Raw genomic sequence first — 20,995 nt, forward strand, 5'->3', positions numbered from 1 at the left:
GCGTTTCGTGCATCACGCCCTTGTAGTGGCCTTGCGGTTGGCAAAACCGATAGCGAGAACCGTGAAGATCAGAAGACCCGTGGCAACCTGTTGCCAGTAGAAGTTCAGGCCGGAGAGCAGCAGACCGTTGGCAACGATGCTGAGCAGCAGCACGCCGAGCACCGTGCCCGGAATATTCGGACGTCCGTTCGGATCAAGCGTCGTGCCGATGAAGGTGGCGCCGATAGCATTCAGCAGGAACGCATTGCCGGACGACGGGATGTAGACGGTCACCGTCGAGGTGACGACCAGCCCGGCGACGGAGGCGATCAGGGAAACCAGCACATAGGTCGCAGCCGTATAACGCGACAAGGCGAGACCGGAATAGCGCACGACACTCGCCTGGATGCCGGTTGCCAGTATCACCCGGCCGAAGCGGGTGCTCGACAGCATGATCCAGGCAACAGCAACGATCGCAAAGGTGATGACAAGCGGAACCGGCACGCCCGCAATGGCGCCATGGCCGAGGAAACGGAAGGCTTCAGGAACCCCCGATGGCGGCAGGTAGACGGGATTGCCGCCATTGGTCAGCAGTTGCTGGGCACTGCGGCCGACGAACAGCGTGCCAAGCGTCGCAAGAAACGGCGAGATGCCGATGCCCGAGATCAACAGCGCATTGAACAGGCCGACGAGGCTGCCGCCGGCAAGACCACCGAGAATGGCAAGCGGGATCGGCTGGCCGGCCAGCACCAGCGAAACGAAAGCGAAGCTTGCAAAATCGATAGCTGTGCCGACCGAAAGATCGATGCCGCCCGTCGAGACCGCAAAGGTCATGGCGATGGCGACAATGGCGAGCAAGGCGAAATTGTTGACGAGCACGCTGAGCAGGTTCGACCCGGTGAGGAAGGCCGGCGCGACGGCTGCAAACACTGCAAAGACCACGATGAAGGCGGTCACGAGTGCATAGCGGACAAGGCCGCTGACAATGGCCAGAATGGGAAATGAAGCCAGAATTGTTGATGAGGACCGGGCCGGCATGTCACTGGCTCCCCTTGCGTTGCAGAAGCGTCGTTGCCGACACCACCAGCAGGATCAGCAGACCCTGAACGCCGCTGACCAGCGTGCTGGAGATGTTGAGGAGCTGGAAGCCATTGATCAGGAAGGAGACAAACAGCGTCGCAAGCAGCGTTCCGCCGATGGTCGGCACCAGACGGCGAGAAAAGACGGAGCCGAGCAATGCGGTGACGACAACAGGCAGCAGCATGTCGCCTGCCCCGGTCGTGCTGCCACTCAGATAGGAGACGGAAAGAATGCCGGCAAAGCCGCCACACAGACCGCTGGCCAGGAATGCGCCTGCAATGAAGGCCTTCACCCTCAGACCGGCAGCACGGGCCGCCTCCGGAAACTCGCCAACCGCATAGAGCCGGAGACCGAGCGGCGTATATTGCACGACAGCCGTCGCAAGCGCCGTGAAGCCCAGGAGAACATAGGCGAGCACCGGAATGCCGAAGGGACCGGAAGCCGAGAGCGTCGACAGGAATTCGGTCGATGCGGGCACGACCGTATTCTGGGTCAGCACCAGTTCCAGCCCGGCCACAACATTCATGACAGCGAGCGTCGCAAGCAGGGGAACGATGCCGGCCAGCGTGATCGCCAGCGCATTGACGGCGCCGATCAGCAGCCCCGTGCCGAGCGCGCCGAGGACCGCAACGACATCGCCATGGCCCGCCTGAACCAGCGAGGCATAGACGGCGGCGCTCAAGCCCATATTGGCGGCGAGCGACAGATCAATGCCGCCGGTGACGACATTCGACCCGCCGGCGATGATCACCACCGTCAGCCCGATCGCCAGCACGCCGGCAATGGCGGACTGGCCGAGCACATTGCCGATATTGCCGACGCTCAGGAAAAACGGCGCTGCAATGGAAAAATAGACGAGCACGCCGATGAAAACGGCAAGTGAACCCTGTCGCAGGGCAACGACGGCGAGCTTGCGGCTGAGCGCAGGTTTGGGTGTATCCGCCGATCGTCTTGCAGACGGAAGGGAGCCGTCGAGCGGGGGCGACAGATAGCTGGTATCAACCGACATGGCGAAGCGTCTCATTGGCACCCGTCACCTCGGCAAGAACCTGGTCGGGGCGGGTTTCGGCTGAGATGAACTCCCTGATAATCCGGCCGCGGAAGAAGACGAGCACACGGTCCGTGATTCCCAGCAGTTCATCGATATCGGAAGACAGCACGATGATGCCGACGCCGCGCGCAGCAAGCTCGCCGATCAGCGTGTAGATCTCGACCTTGGCCGCGATATCCACACCGACGGAAGGCTCGTCGAGCAGGTAGATTTCGGATTGACGGCTCAGCCATTTGGCAATCGCCACCTTCTGCTGGTTGCCGCCCGACAATGTGCGGACCAGCGCGTCGGCACTATCGGTCTTGATCTGCAGCCGCTCGATCAAATAACGGGCCTGCTGTTTTTCCGAACCTCTGTCGAGAAGACCGGCGCGGGAAAAACGATCGAGACTTGCAAGCGTGGTGTTTTCGGTGACGGAGAGATCGAGCGCCACACCGGCGCGCCGCCGATCCTCGGGTACCAGCGCCAGCCGCTTTGACGTTGCCTGAACAGGACTTGCAGAAAATACCGTTTCGCCATGGATCGTCACTGTGCCCGTCGTTGCGCTTTCAAGCCCGAAGAGGGTGCGCAGCAATTCCTTCGCTCCCGAGCCGACGAGCCCCGTGAGGCCAAGCACTTCGCCCTGGCGCAGGCTTAGCGATACATCGGCGTAACGATCGGCAAGGCCGAGGCCTTCGATCTGGAGAAACGTCTTGCCAAGACTGACCTGCGGCTTCGGATAAAGCTCGGCAATGTCGCGGTTGACCATCAGCGAACCGATTTCCCTTGCGGACGTTTGCTTGACCGGCAGCGTCGCCACGTCGCGGCCGTTGCGCAGAACCGTCACGGTGTCGCAGAGATCGACGATCTCGCTGAGATAATGGGAAATGTAGAGGATGGTGATGCCCTCGTCGCGCAGGCGGCGGATGAGGCCGAAAAGCAATTCGGCCTCCCGACGCACGAGCGCTGCGGTCGGCTCGTCGAACACCAGAACCTTAGGCTCATCAAGCAGCGCGCGGGTGATCTGCACGATCTGTTTTTCAGCCGCCGTCAGCTCGCCGATGAGAGCCGAATTCGGCAGGCGCAGGCCAAAATAGCGATCCAGGATTTCAGCGGATTTCTGCCGCATCAGCTTCCGCTCGAGGAAGGGCGTGCCGGCAATGCGCGGCTCGCGGCCCAGAAACAGGGCTTCCCCGACCGTAAAGGTCGGCACCAGCAGCCGATCCTGATGGATGAAATGAATGCCGAGGTGCTCCACCTGCTGTGGGCTTAAACCCGCATAGACAACGCCATCGATTTCGATTTCGCCCCCATCCGGCCGGTGCAGCCCGGCGAGAAGCTTGATCAGCGTCGACTTGCCGGCACCGTTCTGGCCGACCAGACCGTGCACCGTGCCACGCTTGACCGCAAGCGAAGCGCCTGACAGCGCCTGCGCACCGCCGAACGTCTTGACGATCCCGCTCAGGCGAACGATGTCACCCGTCTCCTGCCACTTCACCGACGCCATTGCGATCTATCCCTTTCCAAGAGGAAAGCCGCGGCGCAAGGGCCGCGGCGCACCGAGAGTGGCGGATCAGCCGATGCCGAGCTTTTTGGAGATTTCGCCGACATTCTCCTTGTTGGCGAGCAGCGCTGGCACATAGCTCTCGCGCGGCAGCGTGCCGCCGGCGAGATGGCGGGCGACATTGCGGATCGCCGTGCGGCCAAGCTCTGCCGGCTGCTGGGCGACGTTGCCCGAAGCGGGCGAGTTCGCGTCGGCAACGAGCTGCAGCACTTCCGGGCTGCCATCGACGCCGTAGGTCTTGATTTCGGTGCGGCCGGCGGAGGTCAAAGCCTGGGTAGCGCCGAGCTGCGGGATGTCCCAGGCCGACCAGATCGCCTTGATCGATCCCTTTTCCGGATATTTGTTGAGGATCGCGGTGATCTGGGTAAAGGCGTCCTGCACCGTGTTCGGAATGACGTCGCGCAATTCCGGCTGGATGATCTGCACCTTCGGGAAATACTTGATGACGTTGACCAGCTGGTCGTAGCGGATCGCGCAGGGGGTGACGCCGTAAAAGCCGTTGAAGACGACGATATTGCCTTCGCCACCGATATCGGAGACGAGCTGGAGCGCCAGGTCCTTGCCGATTGCCCAGTTATCCGAGGTCGAGTTGTTGATCGAATTCGTCGTGCCGACATCGATGGTCAGCACCGGAATGCCCGCATCGCGCGCCTTCTTCAGCCACGGATCGATGACGCTGACGGTGCCGAGCAGCTGGACGATCGCATCCGGCTTCTGGGCAATCAGCGTCTGGAGCTGGGAAACGAGCTTGCCGTCATTGCGGCCGGCATCGACAGCGATCGGTTCGCCGCCCAACCGCTTCACTTCCTCGATCTGGGCATTATAGGCCTGCAGGTCGAAGAAATGGTCGGTGCCGGCGGTGCTGATGCCGATGCGCTTGCCCTTGAGAGAGAACTCCTCCCCGGCAAAAGCGGTGCGGCTCGTCAGGATCCCCGCACCGGCGACCATACCGGCGGCGGCAGTCAGCTTCAAAAGATTACGACGGTTCACACCAGCTGGGAATTCATTGCTCATGGCGGCCTCCAAATTGTCCATAATATCTATATATTATTAGATCAAAAGCTGGAGACAGGCAGGATTTTCCAATTCTGAAGTGCCGCGCAGAAAATCCGGCTATGACTGAGGACCGCTCGCTCCGAATTCAATGTCGATCGGTCCTGGAGGATGTCTGGTTCAGATTGAACCAGACATCCTCTATATTCCTTTGTTTTCGTTTGTTTTTCTGGAAGACCCGCTTCCACTTTTCCCTGACAAACTCCAGAGCGCTTCTTTGTTAAGAAGCGTTGTAGATCCGCTTGCCGCTCGCCGTTTCGAAGACATGCGAGCGTGGCGATGCGAGACCTACCATCAGCATTTCACCCGGTTTGATCAACAGTCGGTCCTTGGAAACGATGGTGATTTCCTGACCGGCAAGACGGGCCGTGACATGGGTTTCCGCACCGGTCGGCTCGACAACCTGAACCTCGACCGGAACAGCCCCTTCGCCACGGATGACGATGTCGTCGGGACGGATGCCATAGGAAATTTCCGTTCCAACTGCAGCATTCGGCTTGCCCGGAAGCTGCGCAAGACCGGCAACGGTGATGCCGGTTTCTGTAACTTTCGCCGGCAGGATGTTCATCGCGGGGCTCCCCATGAAGGTCGCGACGAACAGATTGTTCGGATGGTCGTAAAGCTCCAGCGGCGAGCCTATCTGCTCGACGCGGCCGCCATTCATGACCACGATCTTGTCGGCCATGGTCATGGCCTCGATCTGGTCGTGGGTGACGTAGACGATGGTCGATTTCAGGCGCTGGTGCAGCGCCTTGATCTCGGCTCGCATCTTGACGCGGAGTTTTGCATCGAGGTTCGACAAGGGCTCGTCGAACAGGAAGACCTTGGGATGACGCACGATGGCGCGCCCCATGGCAACGCGTTGCCGCTGGCCGCCGGAGAGCTGCGCCGGTTTGCGATCAAGGAGCTGCGTCAGCGAGAGGATGTCGGCGGCCTTGTCCACCTCCGCCTTGATCTCAACCTTGGATCGACCGGCAAGCTCCAACGCGAAGCCCATATTCTGGGCCACCGTCATCTGGGGGTAGAGCGCGTAGTTCTGGAAGACCATGGCAATGTCGCGGTCCTTGGGCTCCAATTCGTTGACCCGCCGGCCGTCGATGCTGATTTCGCCGGAGGTTACACTCTCCAGCCCCGCGATCATCCGAAGAAGCGTGGATTTGCCACAGCCGGAAGGCCCGACCAGGATGACGAATTCGCCATCCGCGATGGGAACGTCCACACCATGCATGACCGGCACGGCGCCGTAGGACTTCTTCAGGTTGGAGATTTCGACGGTTGCCATGGGAATACCTCAGTCGAGTTTGCGGATGCGCAGCGCAAGGTTTGGACGGCCCGGAAGCTCGATGCCGAATGCCGCTTCCGCCTTGCCGCCGCGAACGATGTTGCCGTGGCGCTGTGGGTGAGGAATGTGGGCGGTGATACGCTTTGCCGGCGTCACCGTCATGTTCCAGGTGTCGATCAGGTCGATTTCATAATTGCCGTCTTCTGTCGGAAGGCCGGTCGTCCACTGGTTCGGCTGGTGTTCGCCGAAATAGATGAAATCCACCTTGCCGCCGAGATCGCGCGCGCCGGAAATGCGGCTCCACGGCCACTGGTCGTTCATACCCATGGGCTCCAGCCCTTCGAGCCTGTCTTGCTGCAAGAGCTTAAGCAGGAACTTGATGCGCTTCCAGCTTTCGCCATGCAGCGTACCGCCCTTGGCCCACCAGATCAGATCGTCCGGGTCCGCATAGGTCTCGCCGTGACCGGCGTAACCGCCGCGCAGAACGGTCGTCCAGAAACGATGGACGAGTTCCTGTGCCGTGATATTGCCCCAGCTCGGCCAGATGTTGCCTTCGTATTCCGGCTCGTCGTTGACCACGGGTTTCCCATAGGCGACGCGCCATTCCGGCGTGCGTTTCACATCCCAGTTCTGGATGCAGACATGGGTGATCCACGGCTTGCGGTGGTCGAAATTCATGTTCTGGTCGCCGTTATGGATCGACCGTAGATGCTGGCCGGGATCGTTTTCTTCCAGGAGATGGCAGAAGCGGTCCCAGGTCTGGACCGGGATCGTGTCGAGCAGGAAATCGTATTCGTTGGCGAGCGCCCACCAGATGTTGCGGAAGGCGGAAAGGCGAGCTGCCGCATATTCCACATACCGCAGGTTCTGCTCTTCCGTCATGGTGGCATAGCCCCAGCGGTCATAGGGATGGAAGAGGATCAGATCCGCTTCGATGCCGAGTTCTCCGAGACGGGCGATCTGCTTTTCGAGATGCGCGAAGGCTGACGGGTTCGGGCGATCGAAATCGATGCCGCCGCCTTCCTTTTCCAGGAAGATCGGCTGCAGCGGTTCATTGGTATTGAAGGGATAATCCTTCGGGAAAACTGCCATGCGGATCTTGTTGAAACCGCTCATCTCGAGGCTTGCGAGCGTGCGCTCCTGCATCTCCAGCGGCTGGTGGGTCCAGGCGTAGCAGGTGGTGCCGAAGGGGTAGTAAGGCGTGCCGTCGTCATAGGCGAAGTGGAAGCGGTTGCGGACGCGGACAGCGCCGTGCACGCCTTCACGCGCTGCCGTGACTGTCAGCGAACCAGACTTGCCATCGAGTTCCGCAACGGAGGACGAAGTGGTGAAGGTCCAGTCACCGACCGTGTCGGGCATGAAGCGGATGACATAATCCTCACCGTCATCATGAAAGCCGGTAACGCGGACCTTGCGGTTGCCCTGGCTGAAGTGCGCATGAAACGTCACGTCGAGATAGGGATTGCCACTGGCCGGGCCTTTGAAGCGGGCTTCGAAAATATCGTACAGATGGGTCATGATTATTCCTTGACCGCCCCGGACGTCAGGCCGGAGACGAAATAGCGCTGGAACATGAGATAGACGATGGCTGCGGGAAGCACCGTCATGATGATGGCCGCATTGAGCTGGCCGTAATCGCTCTGGAACTGGCTCTGGAAATTCATGAGCCCGAGCGGAAGGGTCCACATGCGCGGGTCCTGCAGGATCACCAGCGCCATGGCGAATTCATTCCAGGTCGCCACGAAATCGAGGATCAGCAGCGCCGACAGAACCGGCAGCGACACCGGCAGGAAGATCCGCCAGAAGATGGTGAAGTGCGAGGCGCCATCGATACGGGCGGCTTCCGACAGCTCCTTCGGCACGGCGGAGAAGAAGCCATAGAGAATGAAGACCTGATACGGAATGCCGAAGGCCAGATAGGGCAGGATAATGCCCGGATAGGTATTGATCAGGCCGAAGGCATTCACCTGCCGGAAGATCGGTGCCAGCATGACCTGGAAGGGCAGCATGGTGCCGAACACAAAGAGCGCAAACAGCGCCTTGTTCATCCGCATCGGCACCTTGGCGAGCGCATAGCCTGCCATGGCCGATACGAACAAACCGAGCGGCACCTTGATGACGGTGATGACGATGCCGTTGAAGGCCGTCGTCGAGAAATTGCCGCGGTTCCACGCCGAGACGAAATTGCCGAAGGCAAGCTCGGTCGGCGGGCTGAAGGCGCTTGCGCCCATCACCGTCGAATTCGACTTAAGCGATGTGAAGACGATGAACATGAATGGCGTGATCCAGATGATCGCGAGCAGGATGAAAGCGATCCAGAGGGCCACGAGCACCGGATCGACCTTGTTCGAGCCGACAGGACGGAACGCCTGGGAAAACATCTTCATCGTCCCATCTCCTCCCGCTTGAACATCCAGCGCATATAGGGGATCACGACAACCAGCGTGATCAGGAGCAGCACCACGGACACGGCGGCACCGCGCCCGAAAACCCCGAGCTGCATTGATTGGGTATAGGCCCACATCGCCAGCATCTGCGTCGATTGCGCAGGCCCGCCGCCGGTCATGCCGTAGACGATGTCGAAGGCCTTCAGCGAATTAATGAGCGACAGCACGAAGACAACGGTGATGGTCGGCGCGAGCGCCGGCAGCGTCACATAGCGGAACACGCCCCAGCGCCCTGCCCCGTCGATGCGGGCTGCCTCGATCAGCGTCGTGGAAACGCTCTGCAGGCCGGCGAGAAACAACACCATGGAAAAACCGACGGACTGCCAGACATGGGCAACGAACACGGACCAGAGCGCGATCCTCTTGTCGCCCAGCCAGTCCATGATCCAACCGGTCAGCCCCCAGCTGGTCAGCAGCCCGTTGAAGAGGCCGAAGAACGGGTCGTACATCCACTTCCAGATGGTTGCGACGGCGATGGAGGCGATGATGACCGGCAGATAGAAGATGATGCGCAATCCCGATTTACCGGGAATGTTCTGGTTGAGCGCAAGCGCCACGCCGAAGGCGATCAGGTTCGGCACGATGACCGCCGTCGTTGTCCAGATCAGCGTGTTCCAGAGCGCGCCCCAGAACACCGGATCCTGCGTCATGATCGCCCGGTAGTTGGCGAGCCCGACGAACTTCGCCTGCGGACTGAGGCCATTCCAGGAGGAGAACGACATCTTGATGACGTCTATCATCGGATAGACGGCAAAGAGAAGATAGACGATCAGGGCGGGAGCCAGCAGGATATAGCCCTGCATGCTCGGCCGCAGCGACATCAGCATTTTGGACATAGGATTTCACCGGGTCGGCGCGAGGCCCCGGAGCATTGCTCGCGGGGCCTCGCCTTGGGAGGTTAGCCTCGGTTGGCGATGAAGGTCTGCATGGCCTTGCCGGCATCTTCCGGCTTGATGTTGCCGGACGCCACTTCATTGATGACGCGGAAATATTCCGTGGTCACATCGAGCGGGAAAGCCTGATCGCCGTTCATGTAGATCTTGTCGTGCTTGGCGAAGATATCCATCCACTTCTGATCAAGCGGCTCGACCTTGTCGTACTTCACATTCGCGTTGATCGAGATCGAGCCGAAAGCGCCGAGATTGTCCTGCTGCACCTTATCGGAGAGCATGTAATCGAGGAACTTCGCCGCCGCATCCGCCTTGCCGCTCTTCGAGGAGACATAGAGATACTCCGCGAAGCCGTAGAGACGATCGGTGCCCGTCGGGAACGGGAAGAGATCGAAATCGGCAAGCCGGTTCTCGTTGCGCAGCTGGCTGACCAGCCAGTCACCTTCGAGCATCATGGCGGCACGACCGGCCAGGAACAGGTTGAAGCTCTGCGAATTGTCGATGCCCATGAACGGCGAGAGAATGTAGTTCTGCGACCAGTCGTTCAGCTCCTGGAAACTCGCCGTGGCGCAGGCCTCGGTGGACCAGTCGACCTTCATCGCCATCAGCTGATCATGCTGCTCGGCACCGCACTTGGCTTCAAGAATGACGTCCATCAGGCGCATCAGGTGCCAGTTGACCGTGCCGCCGAACGTCATGGCCGGAATGCCGGCTTCCTTCAGCTTGGCCGCATCCGCTTTCAGCTCGTCATAGGTTGTCGGGAGCTGGGTGATGCCGGCCTTTTCAAACAGAGCCTTGTTGTAATAGATGCCTTCGCCGTGGAAAGTATAGGGAACGCCGTGGCGACCGCCCTCATAGATCTTGGAGAAGCTGCCGGCCGTTCCGACCAGACGCTTATCCCAGCCGTATTCGTCGTAATATTTGTCGAGCGGCTGCGACAGGCCGGCATTGACGAATTCGCCGCCGAGGCCAAGACCCGCCCAAATGAAATAGATGTCCGGCCCCTGGCTGGACTGTGCCGCCACGCGCAGGGCGGCCTTGTGCTCGTCCACCGAGCGGTTCTCCAGCGAAATCGTGATATCCGGGTTTGCCGCCTGGAATTCCTTGATGATCTTCTGCCACGCGACGTTGGCGGACTCATTGTCGAAAGAAAGGGTCCAGATCTTCAATTCTTCGGCAGCAGCCGAAGTCATGCCAAGCCCGGCGGCGACCGCCAACGCAGAAAGCGTCGTGGCAAGAGTATTCTTCATTCTCATAAAAGCCTCCCTAAGAGCGGTCCTCTCCGCCGCCGAAAATCGCGGGCACCAACTTCTTTGTCAATCACTTTTTTCATAATCGAAATAAATGATTTTAAAATATGGGTTTTGCGCCTATATTTATGGTCAAAACAGGCATTACGAGGTGTTTTGCATCGCAACATACTTCAATGTCGAAAAATATTGCGTTGCGGTCGCGAGTCTGAACTAGAATTGCGGCGGAGGGGAAAAGACGCATGCAAGATGTAAAAGAGCTTTTCAGGGATCAGGAAGCGCCGGCCGGCAGGATCGTCCGCGCGATTGCCGCGATCGGCGCGGCGACGGCGACACAGCTGGTAAAATCCACAGGCCTCGCGCGCTCCACGGTCTCGACACTTCTTTCGGAATTGAAAGATGGGGGCATCGTTCTCGATCTCGACACCAAGAGCAACGGCTTCGGCCGTCCCTCACAACTTCTCTCGCTCAATCCCGCAACGGGCCGCTGTGCCGGCGTGCTGCTTGGCCTCGGCGAAATCCGCATCGTCATCTGCGATCTTGCCCATACCGTGCTGTCGGACGTCTGGTTCGAGATGCGCCGCGACTATACGCCGGAGGAAGCCGCCGAGCAGATCAGGGACAATCTGACCCGGCAATGCGCATCGCTCGGCCTTGCGATCAAGGACTTGCTAGGTGTCGGCCTCGCGATCTCTGCACCGCTCAGCTATGACGGGCGCGTCCTCAACGGCGATGTCTTGCCGACCTGGGGCGGCGTCGATCTTGCCGCGATCTTCTCGAAACATCTGGACTGTCCGCTGCATGCGGAGAACGAAAGCCATTGCGGCGCGCTTGCCGAGATGACCTGGGGTGCGGCGATCGGCGAGAAGGACTTCGTTCTCTACAAGTTCGACCTTGGCGTCGGCGGCGCGATTGTGCGTGATGGCGTCGTGCAACGCGGTTTCAACGGCAGTGCCGCCGAGTTTGGCCATATCGTGCTCGATACCAACGGCAGCCTCTGCCGTTGTGGCAACCGGGGCTGCCTGCAAACCTTCACAGGCGGCTATCATCTCATGCAGCATGCGGAAAAATTCGGTGGCCAGCCGGTGACCATCGACCAGTTCATCGAGCGGACCCGCGAAGGTCGCCTTGGCTACAGCCGGTTGATCGAGGATGCGGCGGAAAAGGCCGGCTGGGGCATGGGCATCACCGCCAGCATCCTCAACCCACCATTGTTCATCATCGTCGGCAAGCTCGCGACGATCGGCAAGGCTTTTACCGAACCATTGGAGCGCAGCTTCGCGCGCCACACGCTTCCCCCACCCGATCAGGTCGCCGACATGCCGAGACCGCGTTTCGTCGTCGGAAAGTTCCTCGGCAACGACGATACGGTTCTGGGCGCGGTGGCGTTGGTACTGCACCAGCATGGGCGGATCAGTGATACTCCAACATCGAATATCAAGCGCCTGGTCGTATAAGAGCGGATGACCCCGGCGCCGACGATGCCCTCGTCGCGGCCGGGGATCGGGCAATTGCCTCGCACGGGCCAGATCATCACTGGTCTCTACAAGCTGATCAGACGTTGCGGTTCGTCACCTCGAGTGTATCGATATGCAGGCCGGAAACCTGTGGCGCCACCCCTCCCACCGGCGACACATGTCTCGCGGTCCACACAAAATGAATTCACGGATACGCCGTTGAACCATCAGGCTTGCGGGTGATCTTGCGCTCCCAGTGGATGTAGTCGTCCTTGGCCAGGACCTTTTCATCGATCTCAATACCCCAGCCGGGGCGGTCGGGGCGAAGTTCCATGTGGCCATCGACCGGCATATAGGGGTCCAGCGCCCACGGCGCGTGCACATGCGGCTTGAATTCAAGGATCTTGAAATTCGACTGTGCGGCGCAGAAATGCACGTTTACGGCTGTCGCCAACGGCCCCATCGGGTTGTGAGGAGCAACCGTCACATAATGCGCTTCGGCAATGGCGGCTATGCGGCGCATTTCGGTGACGCCGCCGACCACGCAGATATCGGGCTGGATGATATCGGCGCCGCGGGCGGTGAGCAGCGACAGGAACTCGAAGCGATTGTAGAGAGATTCTCCCGTGGCCAGCGGAACCGTGACCTTGGATTTCAATTCCGCCCACGCCGGAATATGCTCGGGCCGGATCGGCTCCTCGTAGAAGAGCGGGTCGTTCGGGGCAAGTGCCGCCGCCAGTTGCACGGCCTGATAGGGCTCGAAAATCTTGGCATGGGCATCGAAAGCAAATTCATAGTGCGAGGGCGTGATTTCGCGAATCTTGCCGAAGTAATCGCCGGTTTCCTTGACAATTTCGCCCCAACGACTGCCATGCAGATCCCGGCGATAGGGGCTGAGCTTGAAGGCGGTATAGCCGTAGTCCTGGTTTAGCTTCAGGGTCTGATCGAGCGCGTGCTGCGGATCGGGCGCGGTGTAGACGCCGCAATAGACCTTGACCCGGTCGCGGACATGGCCACCCAGAAGCATGTAGACCGGCAGTCCGGCGGCCTTGCCAGCAATATCCCAAAGAGCGTGATCAATGGCGGAGATCGCGGCCAGGCCAAGTGCTCCCGGCGGGAAGCGGCACTGCTGATTGAGCTTCAACACCAGAAATTCGACACGGCGCGGATCTTCACCTTCGATCTGATGGAACAGATAATCGAGCAGCGGCGGCAATGCCCAGTCGGGTCCGTGATTGTAGCATTCCCCCCAGCCACTGATGCCTTCGCTCGTTTCGATCTTCAAAAGCAGACGCGGACGGTCATCGACACGCTGCATGTAAGTCTTGATGCCAGTGATATGCACGTCAGATCTCCTTAAGCCGCACGCTGCTCGGTGATGACCCGGTCCACCACGCCGCGCAGTATGGCGCGTTCCCCGTCATTCAGCGCGACGACGCCCGGAATGCGAACCGGGCCGACATCAGTGCCAAGCATGCCCAGAGCTTCCTTGACGACGGTGACATTGGCTCCGTTGTTGTATTTCGTGCGCAGCGCCTCGAATTCGGCGATGCCGTCGATCAGCTTGCGCGCACCGGCATAGTTTCCGGCCTCGAGAGCCGTATGAATGGCGTGGGACCGTTGCGGAAAAACGTTGACGAGGCCCGAGGTGAAGCCACGGGCGCCGAGTGCATAAAAGGCGGGTGCCCAGCCTTCAGCCAAGCCGCAGACCCAGATGGCTGGAGCGTCATCAGTTGAGCGGATCACCTCGGCCAGCAACATCAGGTTGGTCGATGCGAACTTGATGCCGGCAATGTTGGGATGCAGCGCAAGCTGGCGGAAGTCAGCAACGGAGAAACCGTCGCTGCGAACATAGGCGATCACCGGCACAGTGCAGAAATCGGCGAGTTCCAGGAAATAGCGGGCCTGATAGGAGGGGCCGGCGAACGGGTCCATGGGATGATGACCCATGATCGCATCGGCACCTTCAGCAATCGCATCCTTGGCAAGGGCTTTGGCATCGCTCAGCGAGCGACCCACGGCGGCACTCACCAGAGACTTGCCGCCGGCAGCCGCGATGGTGGTGCGATGCACGATGCGGATCTCGTCCATGGTGAGGGTGAAGAACTCACCTGTGTTGCCTGCCGCCATGAGGTTGTGAACGCTGGCGGCGGCAAGACCTCTGATCAATGCACCCAACTTCTCGACATCGATGCTGCCGTCCTGGGAATAGGGTGTAACGGGTACGCCTGAAATGCCAGTAAGCGCTTTTCTAACGGTCTCGAGCTTCTCACTCACCTTGGATATCCTCTTTTTTTCCGAATACGATTGACAGGTAGGTCTCGCCCGAGCGGACGACATGATTGCGCATATGCCGTTCCGCACGCTCGGCATCTCCGTCGATAATTGCGTCAGCGATGGAACTGTGCTCGCGCAGCGCCTTGTTGCGCTCCGCAGGATCGGAATGGATGATCCTGCGAATGCTCGCATCGTAGAACTGCTGGCGCTCGATCAGTCGCGCCAGATACTGGCAGCGCGACGCGCGGTGAATTTCGTCGTGGAAGGCTTCATTGAGCACAATCAGCTGGTCCGCATTGCCGCTGGAAGTCGCCGCCTCCATCAGGTTGACCGTCGCCCTGAGCGCAGTCTTTCCCTCATCCGCAATGCGGCGCGCGGCCAGATGGCCGATCATGGATTCCAGCGCGGCGCGGGCCAGGATCATCTCCTCCGCCCAGTTCATGTTGAACTTGATGAGCACGCCTCGCCGGGGGAGCGCCTGCACGAGGCCTTCTGCCTCCAACAGCCGCAAGGCCTCCTTGATCGGCGTAGTGCTGACGCCGAACTGCTCCGCCAACTGACGTTCATTGACCTTTTCATCGGGGGTGAACCGACCGGCGATGATGGCGCCGCGCAGGATGCGGTGCACGTGATCGCGCACCGTCAACTGAAGTTGGGGATCCAGCTTCTCGATGCCGCCCATTCCGCGCTGAAGATCAGTTTCATTCGCCATTGCTGCAAAATCCTGTTGACGATCAAATCGACTTGTGAAATTTGATATATCAGATTTCAAATTGATGTCGATACGCAATTTGATGAAACTTAGAGGTTGAGGAGCCTCACCTGGAGGAAACGAATATGTTCAGACGCCACTTTTTGACCCTCGCCAGCGCTGTCGCGATTGCCACTGCGCTGCCTTTCGTCGCAACGGCCGCAACGCCGAGTGATCAGTTGGTCATTGCGACCAACATGTCCTCCATGCGTGGCCTGGACCCCCATGAACTCAATCAGCTCGAAGCCGCCGAGGTTGTCGCCAATCTATACGAGCGCCTGATCGTTCTGCCGGCTGACAACATTACGCAGCCCCAGCCAGGCCTTGCAGAAAGCTGGACCGTTTCCGAGGATGGCAAGACCTTCACCTTCAAGATCCGCTCTGGCGTGACGTTCCATTCCGGCAACCCCCTGACAGCCAAGGATGTCGAATGGTCGCTGCGCCGTTTGGTGAAGCTGGGGCTTGCTCCCTCCACCGATCTTCGCCAATGGGGCTTCTCGGCTGACAACGTCGACAGCCTCATCCGCGCCACGGACGAACACACTGTCGTCGTCGAGACCAAGGAAGTCTGGAACGCAGACCTGATCCTGCTGTCGCTTGCCAGTTTCTCCACGTCGATCCTGGACAGCGCCTTTCTTGCCGACAAGGCCAAGAACGATGACATGGGTCGGGAATTCCTGCAGACCGCGGATGCCGGATCCGGTCCCTATTCGCTGCGCAGCTGGCGGGCCAACGAACTGCTGATCGCCGATGCCTTCAAGGACTACTGGCAGGGTGAGCCGGCCATGCGTCGTGTCGTTCTGCGCCACCTGCCAGAATCCTCTGCGCAGCGCCTGCAGATCGAAAACGGCGATATGGACATCGCGACCCGTTTGTCCTCCACCGATCTTGCAGCGCTCGAAGCCGGCGGCAAGGTGGATATCCAGAAGACACCGGGATTCGGTTTCTACTATCTGGCGCTGAACCAGAAAGACGAGATCCTCGGCAACCCAAAGGTTCGCGAAGCCTTCCGCTACCTCATCGACTATGATGGCCTCGCCAGCACAGTCATGAAATATTACGGCATCAAGCAACATAGCATCATTCCCGCCGGCTTGCCGGGCGCAATGACGGAAAATCCCTACAAGCTTGATATTGAAAAGGCCAAGCAGCTGCTTGCCGAAGCCGGATATCCCGACGGCTTCTCCAAGGTCTACTATGCCACACCGGTCACGCCGGAATTCGAAATCGCCCAGTCGTTGCAGGCAAATGCGGCAAAGGCGGGCATCAAGCTCGACCTGCAGGGCGGGGACCATATCGGCAAATTTCGTGAACGGGCCTTCGAGATTTTCTCGGCGCGCTCGGGCGAACGCCTGCCCGACCCGCATGCAGTGCTCGCTTCCTACGCAACCAATGCCAACAACGCCGACGAAGCCAAGCTGACCGGTCTTCTGGCGTGGCGCTCGGCATGGGACGTGCCGAAGGACATTCAGGATATGGTGCAGGCCGCGGCCCACGAAACCGACAAGGCCAAGCGTGGCGAACTCTATGCCAAGATCAACAAGGCCTATCTGGCATCCTCGCCGGCATTGGTCACATCTTTCCAAAGAACGGATGCCAAGGCTGTCAGCAAGACGGTGAAAGGCTATACCGGCCACTCAACCTGGTTGACCCGCTGGGACACCGTGACCAAGGGCGAATAATCGCCTCCAGCAAGGACACTTGACTTGACCTCCTCCCAAGCGACCGCCAAGAACGGCCCGGACAGCAGCAGAAAGCTGTTGTCCAGTGCCGGTAAAATCGCGACCTCTTTCGCAGTAATCCTGACAACCCTGTTCGGTCTTTTGGTTATTACGTTCGTGATCGGACGCCTGGTGCCAGCCGATCCGGTCATTGCTGCCGTTGGCGACCAGGCCGATCAGGTAACCTATGACCGCGTGTACAAGGAGATGGGCCTCGATCGCCCCCTCTACGTACAGTTCGGACACTACCTGGCCGACGTGGTGCGTTTCGACTTCGGTCAATCGCATATCACCAAGAACAAGGTATCGGACGATCTCGCCCGCGTGTTCCCCGCCACCCTCGAACTGGCGACACTGGCGACGCTGATCGGGGCCGGTTTCGGGGTGCCGCTGGGCGTCGTCTCCGCGGTGCGCAAGGGGACATGGGTCGACCATCTCGGCCGTGTCATCGGTCTGCTCGGTTACTCGACACCGATCTTCTGGCTTGGCACGGTCGTCATTCTGGTCTTCTACGCCAAGTTAGGACTGATCCCCGGAGGAGGACGAATAGATATCTACAACGAGGGTCTGGTCGAAGGGCCGACCGGTTCGTTGCTGGTGGATTCCATCATCGCCGGAGAATGGGGCGTATTCTGGAGCGCGCTTCATCATGTGCTCGCGCCAGCGCTGATTCTCGGCTACGCCGCCATGGCCTATCTCAGCCGCATGAGCCGCAGCTTCATGCTGGAGCAGCTGCGTCAGGAATACATCCTGACGGCGCGCGCCAAGGGGCTCAGCCAGAATTCCGTGGTCTGGCGCCATGCATTCCGCAATATCCGCGTGCAGTTGCTGACCGTGGTGGCGCTGGCCTATTGCGGCCTTCTGGATGGTACCGTGCTCATCGAAACAGTTTTCGCGTGGCCGGGCCTTGGCCAGTATCTGACATCAGCGCTTTTCTTCGCCGACATGAACGCGGTGCTCGGCAGCGTGCTCCTGATCGGCATCATCTCCATCGCGATCAATCTTCTCTCGGATATTGTCTATCGCTTTATCGATCCGAGGACACGGTGACACCAATGGAAAAACCTGCTTCCCTGCATGACTGGCTGATCAACGAAGACTTCACATCGACGCGCCAGGCGCGGCTGCACAAGATGTATGTCGCCTGGCTGAGCCTGCTTGCCAACCCCCTCGCCTTCACCGGTTTTCTGGTCATCCTGGGTTTGATCCTGGTCGCGATTTTCGGTCCGATGATCATCACCTACGACCCTTATGCCCAAGACCTTTCCAAGGCGCTGCAGCCGCTGTCTTCGACACACTGGTTCGGCACCGACGAATTCGGCCGCGACGTCTTTACGCGCCTGGTCTACGGCGCCCGCACGACGCTCTACATCAGCATTCTAGTTACCGTCATCGTCGGCCCGATCGGCTTCGTCATCGGTGCAACGTCAGGCTATCTCGGAGGTTGGGTCGACGTGGTGCTGATGCGCATCACCGATATTTTTCTCTCCTTCCCGAGCCTGGTTCTGGCGCTGGCGTTTTCCGCGGCCCTCGGCCCCGGCATCGAGAACGCGGTCATCGCCATCGCGCTCACCGTCTGGCCGCCAATTGCCCGCCTGGCGCGCGCAGAAACCCTGACCTTCCGCAATGCCGACTTCGTCGTCGCGGCCGAGCTGCAGGGGGCGGGCATGATGCGCATTCTCCTGCGTCATATCGTGCCGCTTTGTGCGCCGTCTGTCGTTGTGCGCCTGACGCTTAACATGTCGAGCATCATTCTGACCGCCGCGGGCCTCGGATTCCTCGGACTGGGCGCCCAGCCCCCGATGCCCGAGTGGGGCGCCATGGCGGCATCCGGGCGGCAATACCTGCTCGACGCATGGTGGCTGACCACCATTCCCGGCATCGCGATCTTGACCGTGAGCCTCGCCTTCAACCTGCTCGGCGACGGCCTGCGCGACATTCTGGATCCTAGAAATGCATAAGTCTGCGGATACCATTCTGACGATCGAGAACATGTCCGTCGAGTTTCCGACATTGTCTGGCTCCGTCATGGCAGTGCGTGATGTCTCCTTTAGCGTCGGTCGCGAGAAAGTCGGCATCATCGGCGAATCCGGATCGGGCAAGAGCACCACCGGCCGCGCCATCATGGGGCTCCAGCCGCCCAAGGCGCGGGTAAAGGCGGATCGCATGGCCTTTGAAGAGGTGGACCTCTTGAAGACCACCGAGCAGGACATGCTGAAGATTCGCGGACGCCGCATCGCCATGATCCTGCAGGATCCGAAATATTCGCTGAACCCCGTCATGAGCGTCGGCGAGCAAATCGCAGAAACCGTATTGTTGCATGAAGGGGTATCCCGCAAGGAAGCGCGTGCCCGCACGCTCGCCATGCTGGAACGGGTCCGAATCCGCGATCCCCATCGCGTGTTCGATCTTTATCCGCACGAAGTCTCCGGCGGCATGGGTCAGCGCATCATGATCTCGATGATGCTGATCGCTTCCCCCTCGCTGATCATCGCCGACGAGCCAACATCGGCGCTCGACGTGACAGTGCGCCAGCAGGTGTTGTCGATCCTCGACGAGCTGGTGGCGGAACGCAATATCGGGCTGATCTTCATCTCGCACGATCTTAATCTGGTGCGCAGTTTCTGCGACCGGGTGATCATCATGTACGCCGGGCGCATCGTCGAGACCATCACAGCGGCAGAGCTGGACAATGCCCGGCACCCCTATACCCGCGGCCTGCTCAATGCACTGCCGAGCCTCGATCACCCGCGTGACCGGCTGGACGTCCTTCAGCGCGATCCGGCCTGGCTGGAGAACAAATGATGTCCATGATCAAGGTGGAAAACCTTGCTGTATCCTACGGCAAGCCCGGTAGCGAAGTTCGCGTCGTCAAGGATGTGTCCTTCTCCGTGGCCCGGGGCGAAGCCTTCGGCCTGGTTGGCGAAAGCGGCTGCGGCAAGTCGACGATCCTCGGCGCGCTGGCCGGCCGCAACAAGCAGTGGACCGGCCTTATCGCCATCGACGGTGAGTCCATAGAACAGAAGCGCACCCGCGCCCAGCTCGCCAAGCAGCAGATGGTGTTCCAGGACCCGTTCGGCTCGATCCACCCGCGCCACACAATCGCGCGCACTTTGCTGGAGCCTTTGGAAATCCATGGCATCGACCGACGACAGGAGCGTGTCGCAAAGGTGCTGGACGATGTGGGTCTGCCGCAGAATTTCCGCTACCGTTTTCCGCACCAGCTTTCCGGCGGCCAGCGCCAGCGCGTCGCCATCGCCCGCGCCCTGATCCTGTCGCCACGCATCCTGCTGCTGGACGAGCCAACGTCCGCTCTCGACGTCTCTATCCAGGCGGAAATCCTCAATCTTCTGAAGGACCTGCGCGAGCGAGAAGGCCTGACCTATATTCTTGTCAGCCACGATCTCGCAGTTGTCTCCCATCTCTGCGACCGCGTTGCCGTGATGCAGGATGGCGGCTTCGTCGAAATTGCTGAAAAGAGGCAGCTGATCGAGGGGACGGTCACCCACCCCTATACCCGCACCCTGATGGACGGCAGCCGCGGCTATGTTCCCGCGATCTAACTGTAATTTCATCGCAGGTGACCCCATCGGAACGATGGAGCGGAGTTTTGGCAGCTTGCCGTATCCGTGGTTTCTAGAGCTTGTCAGGAAAAAGTGGAAACCGGTTTTCCCGAAAAGACAAACGAAAACAAAAGAATATAGCGGATGTCCGGTTCAATCTGAACCGGACATCCTCTAATACATAACCGTGTTCAGCGTGAGGGTGACGGGCTCACCCGGCTGGAGTTGTGTGCTGCCCCGCGCCACCAGCCAGCCATCCGCGCGCTCCAGGCGCGCAACGATCCGCAGCGTTTGCGAAGCCCCTGAACTTGCGGGCGGGGTCAGGGAAAAGGCTATCGTCTTCGACCCGCCGTCGCTTTGGAGGCGCTTCTCCGCGGTGCGACGGTGCGCACTGTCCTGAACGGCAGGGTCCTCGAGATAGATCTCAACATGACCTTGCGGGATAACAGCGCCGTTTTCAAACACGATGGAACCGCGAATATCGGTCGATTGCGCAGCGGCTGACCCGGCCACCGCGGCGACCGCCGCAACTCCGACAGTCATCAACATTGTGCGGCAGTCGGTAGGGCGTTTCATCACACACTCTCCATGATAGTCCCGCAAGATTTGTGCAGGGCAAGACTTGTGCAGGCGCGGCATTGCCGCTCAGCT

At 60.0% G+C, this 20,995-nt stretch carries 19 protein-coding genes; 6 read left to right on the plus strand and 13 right to left on the minus strand.

The genetic code is table 11. From position 1 onward, the window contains the following. Positions 1 to 12: 12 nt before the first annotated feature. The 9 genes from QO002_RS19020 to QO002_RS19060 all read right to left on the minus strand — a co-directional run bounded on the left by QO002_RS19020 (position 13) and on the right by QO002_RS19060 (position 10,581). On the minus strand, positions 13 to 1,017 hold the full coding sequence (locus tag QO002_RS19020; protein ID WP_307232501.1) for an ABC transporter permease: 1,005 nt from the start codon (positions 1,015 to 1,017) through the stop codon (positions 13 to 15). 1 nt (position 1,018) lies between these two features. Further along, entirely contained in the window at positions 1,019 to 2,068 is a 1,050-nt protein-coding gene (locus QO002_RS19025; protein ID WP_307232503.1) for an ABC transporter permease, read from the minus strand. Continuing rightward, positions 2,058 to 3,596 carry a sugar ABC transporter ATP-binding protein gene (locus QO002_RS19030; RefSeq protein ID WP_307232505.1) on the minus strand — a complete coding sequence of 513 codons (1,539 nt, stop codon included), beginning with the start codon at positions 3,594 to 3,596 and terminating at the stop codon, positions 2,058 to 2,060. The genes QO002_RS19025 and QO002_RS19030 overlap by 11 nt, the downstream gene beginning before the upstream one ends. A gap of 66 nt (positions 3,597 to 3,662) precedes the next feature. Then, complete coding sequence (locus QO002_RS19035) at positions 3,663 to 4,667, minus strand: sugar ABC transporter substrate-binding protein (RefSeq protein ID WP_307232506.1); 1,005 nt, start codon at positions 4,665 to 4,667, stop codon at positions 3,663 to 3,665. A 259-nt stretch (positions 4,668 to 4,926) separates the two neighbouring features. Continuing rightward, entirely contained in the window at positions 4,927 to 5,988 is a 1,062-nt protein-coding gene (locus QO002_RS19040; protein ID WP_307232508.1) for an ABC transporter ATP-binding protein, read from the minus strand. A gap of 9 nt (positions 5,989 to 5,997) precedes the next feature. Further along, positions 5,998 to 7,506, minus strand: coding sequence for an apiosidase-like domain-containing protein (locus tag QO002_RS19045; RefSeq protein ID WP_307232510.1), 1,509 nt, complete (start codon positions 7,504 to 7,506; stop codon positions 5,998 to 6,000). Between the two features lie 2 nt (positions 7,507 to 7,508). Continuing rightward, complete coding sequence (locus tag QO002_RS19050) at positions 7,509 to 8,375, minus strand: carbohydrate ABC transporter permease (protein ID WP_307232512.1); 867 nt, start codon at positions 8,373 to 8,375, stop codon at positions 7,509 to 7,511. After that, complete coding sequence (locus tag QO002_RS19055; RefSeq protein WP_307233527.1) at positions 8,372 to 9,256, minus strand: carbohydrate ABC transporter permease; 885 nt, start codon at positions 9,254 to 9,256, stop codon at positions 8,372 to 8,374. Before QO002_RS19055 ends, QO002_RS19050 begins: the two co-directional genes overlap by 4 nt. 77 nt (positions 9,257 to 9,333) lie before the next feature. Beyond that, entirely contained in the window at positions 9,334 to 10,581 is a 1,248-nt protein-coding gene (locus tag QO002_RS19060; RefSeq protein WP_307232514.1) for an extracellular solute-binding protein, read from the minus strand. 236 nt (positions 10,582 to 10,817) lie between these two features. Between QO002_RS19060 and QO002_RS19065 the strand changes: the two genes are divergently transcribed. Then, complete coding sequence (locus tag QO002_RS19065) at positions 10,818 to 12,032, plus strand: ROK family protein (protein ID WP_307232516.1); 1,215 nt, start codon at positions 10,818 to 10,820, stop codon at positions 12,030 to 12,032. A gap of 205 nt (positions 12,033 to 12,237) precedes the next feature. Here the strand turns inward: QO002_RS19065 and QO002_RS19070 are convergent, their stop codons facing one another. Genes QO002_RS19070 through QO002_RS19080 form a run of 3 tightly spaced genes read right to left on the minus strand, consistent with a single transcriptional unit; the run spans position 12,238 to position 15,021 of the window. After that, a complete protein-coding gene (locus QO002_RS19070) occupies positions 12,238 to 13,377 on the minus strand; it encodes a mandelate racemase/muconate lactonizing enzyme family protein (RefSeq protein WP_307232518.1) in 1,140 nt (379 codons plus the stop codon). Between the two features lie 11 nt (positions 13,378 to 13,388). After that, positions 13,389 to 14,309 carry a dihydrodipicolinate synthase family protein gene (locus QO002_RS19075; protein WP_307232520.1) on the minus strand — a complete coding sequence of 307 codons (921 nt, stop codon included), beginning with the start codon at positions 14,307 to 14,309 and terminating at the stop codon, positions 13,389 to 13,391. Beyond that, positions 14,302 to 15,021, minus strand: a complete 720-nt coding sequence (locus tag QO002_RS19080; RefSeq protein WP_307233529.1) for a GntR family transcriptional regulator — start codon at positions 15,019 to 15,021, stop codon at positions 14,302 to 14,304. Before QO002_RS19080 ends, QO002_RS19075 begins: the two co-directional genes overlap by 8 nt. 125 nt (positions 15,022 to 15,146) lie before the next feature. On the opposite strand from QO002_RS19080, the gene QO002_RS19085 reads away from it, so the two are divergent. From QO002_RS19085 to QO002_RS19105, 5 genes are all read left to right on the plus strand, one after another. Continuing rightward, complete coding sequence (locus QO002_RS19085; RefSeq protein WP_307232522.1) at positions 15,147 to 16,742, plus strand: ABC transporter substrate-binding protein; 1,596 nt, start codon at positions 15,147 to 15,149, stop codon at positions 16,740 to 16,742. Between the two features lie 75 nt (positions 16,743 to 16,817). Then, positions 16,818 to 17,831: an ABC transporter permease gene (locus tag QO002_RS19090; protein WP_307233531.1), complete on the plus strand. Its 1,014-nt coding sequence runs from the start codon at positions 16,818 to 16,820 to the stop codon at positions 17,829 to 17,831. Between the two features lie 5 nt (positions 17,832 to 17,836). Continuing rightward, a complete protein-coding gene (gene nikC / locus QO002_RS19095) occupies positions 17,837 to 18,742 on the plus strand; it encodes a nickel transporter permease (protein WP_307232525.1) in 906 nt (301 codons plus the stop codon). After that, positions 18,735 to 19,586, plus strand: a complete 852-nt coding sequence (locus tag QO002_RS19100) for an ABC transporter ATP-binding protein (protein WP_307232527.1) — start codon at positions 18,735 to 18,737, stop codon at positions 19,584 to 19,586. Before nikC ends, QO002_RS19100 begins: the two co-directional genes overlap by 8 nt. After that, positions 19,586 to 20,344, plus strand: a complete 759-nt coding sequence (locus QO002_RS19105; protein WP_307233533.1) for an ABC transporter ATP-binding protein — start codon at positions 19,586 to 19,588, stop codon at positions 20,342 to 20,344. The genes QO002_RS19100 and QO002_RS19105 overlap by 1 nt, the downstream gene beginning before the upstream one ends. A 174-nt stretch (positions 20,345 to 20,518) precedes the next feature. Here QO002_RS19105 and QO002_RS19110 read toward each other — a convergent pair whose 3' ends face one another. Then, complete coding sequence (locus QO002_RS19110) at positions 20,519 to 20,920, minus strand: hypothetical protein (protein ID WP_307232528.1); 402 nt, start codon at positions 20,918 to 20,920, stop codon at positions 20,519 to 20,521. Positions 20,921 to 20,995: the final 75 nt, after the last annotated feature.

The sequence above is a fragment of the Pararhizobium capsulatum DSM 1112 genome, assembly GCF_030814475.1.
GTDB classification, from domain to species: domain Bacteria; phylum Pseudomonadota; class Alphaproteobacteria; order Rhizobiales; family Rhizobiaceae; genus Pararhizobium; species Pararhizobium capsulatum.

Excerpts from the sequence above, each read along its gene's own strand:
- QO002_RS19110 (WP_307232528.1), bottom strand. The coding sequence starts at position 20,920 with ATGAAACGCCCTACCGACTGCCGCACAATGTTGATGACTGTCGGAGTT.
- QO002_RS19085 (WP_307232522.1), top strand. The coding sequence starts at position 15,147 with ATGTTCAGACGCCACTTTTTGACCCTCGCCAGCGCTGTCGCGATTGCC.
- QO002_RS19105 (WP_307233533.1), top strand. The coding sequence starts at position 19,586 with ATGTCCATGATCAAGGTGGAAAACCTTGCTGTATCCTACGGCAAGCCC.
- QO002_RS19055 (WP_307233527.1), bottom strand. The coding sequence starts at position 9,256 with ATGTCGCTGCGGCCGAGCATGCAGGGCTATATCCTGCTGGCTCCCGCC.
- QO002_RS19020 (WP_307232501.1), bottom strand. The coding sequence starts at position 1,017 with ATGCCGGCCCGGTCCTCATCAACAATTCTGGCTTCATTTCCCATTCTG.
- QO002_RS19035 (WP_307232506.1), bottom strand. The coding sequence starts at position 4,667 with ATGAGCAATGAATTCCCAGCTGGTGTGAACCGTCGTAATCTTTTGAAG.
- QO002_RS19060 (WP_307232514.1), bottom strand. The coding sequence starts at position 10,581 with ATGAGAATGAAGAATACTCTTGCCACGACGCTTTCTGCGTTGGCGGTC.
- QO002_RS19100 (WP_307232527.1), top strand. The coding sequence starts at position 18,735 with ATGCATAAGTCTGCGGATACCATTCTGACGATCGAGAACATGTCCGTC.
- QO002_RS19045 (WP_307232510.1), bottom strand. The coding sequence starts at position 7,506 with ATGACCCATCTGTACGATATTTTCGAAGCCCGCTTCAAAGGCCCGGCC.
- QO002_RS19025 (WP_307232503.1), bottom strand. The coding sequence starts at position 2,068 with ATGTCGGTTGATACCAGCTATCTGTCGCCCCCGCTCGACGGCTCCCTT.
- nikC (WP_307232525.1), top strand. The coding sequence starts at position 17,837 with ATGGAAAAACCTGCTTCCCTGCATGACTGGCTGATCAACGAAGACTTC.
- QO002_RS19065 (WP_307232516.1), top strand. The coding sequence starts at position 10,818 with ATGCAAGATGTAAAAGAGCTTTTCAGGGATCAGGAAGCGCCGGCCGGC.
- QO002_RS19030 (WP_307232505.1), bottom strand. The coding sequence starts at position 3,596 with ATGGCGTCGGTGAAGTGGCAGGAGACGGGTGACATCGTTCGCCTGAGC.
- QO002_RS19080 (WP_307233529.1), bottom strand. The coding sequence starts at position 15,021 with ATGGCGAATGAAACTGATCTTCAGCGCGGAATGGGCGGCATCGAGAAG.
- QO002_RS19050 (WP_307232512.1), bottom strand. The coding sequence starts at position 8,375 with ATGAAGATGTTTTCCCAGGCGTTCCGTCCTGTCGGCTCGAACAAGGTC.
- QO002_RS19040 (WP_307232508.1), bottom strand. The coding sequence starts at position 5,988 with ATGGCAACCGTCGAAATCTCCAACCTGAAGAAGTCCTACGGCGCCGTG.